This is a genomic window from Methanoregula sp., from assembly GCF_002835825.1.
Taxonomy (GTDB): domain Archaea; phylum Halobacteriota; class Methanomicrobia; order Methanomicrobiales; family Methanospirillaceae; genus Methanoregula.
The window spans coordinates 1-1,600 of the sequence record NZ_PIZH01000466.1; the positions used below are offsets into that span (position 1 = coordinate 1).

At 54.1% G+C, this 1,600-nt stretch carries 4 protein-coding genes; 3 read left to right on the forward strand and 1 reads right to left on the reverse strand.

The genetic code is table 11. From position 1 onward, the window contains the following. The 3 genes from CW742_RS12330 to CW742_RS12340 form a co-directional block, all read left to right on the forward strand. The coding region (locus CW742_RS12330; RefSeq protein ID WP_292420797.1) for a metal-dependent hydrolase at nt 1–445 on the forward strand (445 nt) is incomplete at its 5' end. Between the two features lie 81 nt (nt 446–526). Beyond that, the gene (locus CW742_RS12335) at nt 527–652 is read left to right on the forward strand and encodes a hypothetical protein (protein ID WP_292420799.1); all 126 of its coding nucleotides are present in this window, start codon (nt 527–529) and stop codon (nt 650–652) included. 72 nt (nt 653–724) lie between these two features. Then, nucleotides 725–1,057: a hypothetical protein gene (locus CW742_RS12340; RefSeq protein ID WP_292420801.1), complete on the forward strand. Its 333-nt coding sequence runs from the start codon at nt 725–727 to the stop codon at nt 1,055–1,057. Nucleotides 1,058–1,122: 65 nt separating this feature from the next. Here CW742_RS12340 and CW742_RS12345 read toward each other — a convergent pair whose 3' ends face one another. Continuing rightward, on the reverse strand, nt 1,123–1,458 hold the full coding sequence (locus CW742_RS12345; protein WP_292420803.1) for an STAS domain-containing protein: 336 nt from the start codon (nt 1,456–1,458) through the stop codon (nt 1,123–1,125). Nucleotides 1,459–1,600 lie beyond the last annotated feature (142 nt).

Sequence of the window (1,600 nt, forward strand, 5' to 3'; positions counted from 1 at the left end):
GGTCGAGGGCATGAACATCGGCGGCACCCAGGTTGTCGACGGAGTGTCGTTCACCATGACCCCTGCACTCCATTCGACCTTTATCGCGGAAGCCGGCGAGGGGTTCTCTGGGGGTGCACCGGCGGGTTTCGTAATCGGCATGGATGGCGTGAAGGTCTATCACGCCGGCGACACCGGACTCTTCTCCGATATGAGACTGATCGGGGAACTCTACCATCCCGATGTAGCGCTCCTCCCGATCGGGGGGAGGTACACGATGGGGGTTGCCGAGGCCATGATGGCGGCTAATTTCATCGGCGCAAAGATCGTCATCCCTATCCATTACAATACATGGGACCGGATCAATGCCGATCCGGTTGTCCTGAAAACCGGTATTGAACGGACAACCGACCTTACGGTCAGGATCCTGGCGCCGGGCGAAAGCATCGAGATCGCCCCCTCATGATTTTTCCTTTGTTCGGCAGAGGCGGAGGTATTAATAATACCCATACATACTATGTGCTATATTTTCCGGGCCGGGTGAGAGATGGCAAACTGCCCAAAGTGCGGTTCCAAGAATACGGAATGGACTGACTGCAAGACGGTCAACGACAAGACCATTGTCGTCTGCGTCTGCTCCGATTGTGGCCATACCTGGGAGCAGCCGCTGTAAGGGATGCCCCGAACCAGAGTAAAACCGATATTGTTTTGGTACCTGCTGCACAGTTGAATACAGGCGGAAATCATGGTTCTCCAGTTCCTGTCCATTCCTTTCGTCAATCTGATTCTCTGTATTGTAATTGTGATTCTGGGCTGTCTCTGCTACCGGAAGAGCGGGGAGAGACTACCGGTTTTTATCGGGGCAGCCTTCGGGCTCTTCGGTATCTCCCACGCAGCAACGCTTGCAGGGCTCGCCACGGCCTTCGAGTTCCCTCTGATCGTGGTCCGGACGTTCGCATATGTGCTCGTCATAGTGGCCCTCTGGCTTCACCTCAAGAGCAGCCTGATGCAGAAGGAGACGCGCCAGGCCTGGGTTGATTATTTCAAAAGCGAAACAGTTTCGGAAGAGAAAAAGTAACATGGACTGCAGTGAGTATTCATCAGCAGTCCCATTGTGGTCTTTTTTGTTGTCGGGAACCGGAATCAGCTGATTTTCTTTACTGCATCGTCACGATTTGCACCGATCGTGAAGATGCTGGTGAATCCTGCCATATCAAAGACCTTAAGGACCTGGGGACGGATCCCGGCAAGGGCAACTTTTCCCCCCGCCTTCATCTGGTCGCGGGTGACGACAAGCAGGACACGGAGGCCGGCACTGGCGATATACTCCGTTTTTGCAAAATCCAGCACAACCTTTGCGGGTTTCCCGGCAAGGAGGGTCTTGATCTCCGGTTCAATATCCGGTGCATTGTTTGCATCAAACCGCGGGGGCATCACGATAATGAGGGTATCATTCTCACGGGAGATTTCCAGTGCCATACGTATCAGCGTCTGAAGATATTTCCCGTGACCTGATAATATCGACGATATTGATCCGTGCGGTTATGCTGTGTTTGTCATGCCGGGGCGCAGGTATCCGACGCACTGCGCCCCCCCCCCAATCAGCCTGTTTCGGGTGTAT

What these genes read in the sequence shown, in the direction of transcription:
- CW742_RS12335 (WP_292420799.1), top strand. Translation starts at nt 527, where the DNA reads ATGGCAAACTGCCCAAAGTGCGGTTCCAAGAATACGGAATGGACTGAC.
- CW742_RS12340 (WP_292420801.1), top strand. Translation starts at nt 725, where the DNA reads ATGGTTCTCCAGTTCCTGTCCATTCCTTTCGTCAATCTGATTCTCTGT.
- CW742_RS12345 (WP_292420803.1), bottom strand. Translation starts at nt 1,458, where the DNA reads ATGGCACTGGAAATCTCCCGTGAGAATGATACCCTCATTATCGTGATG.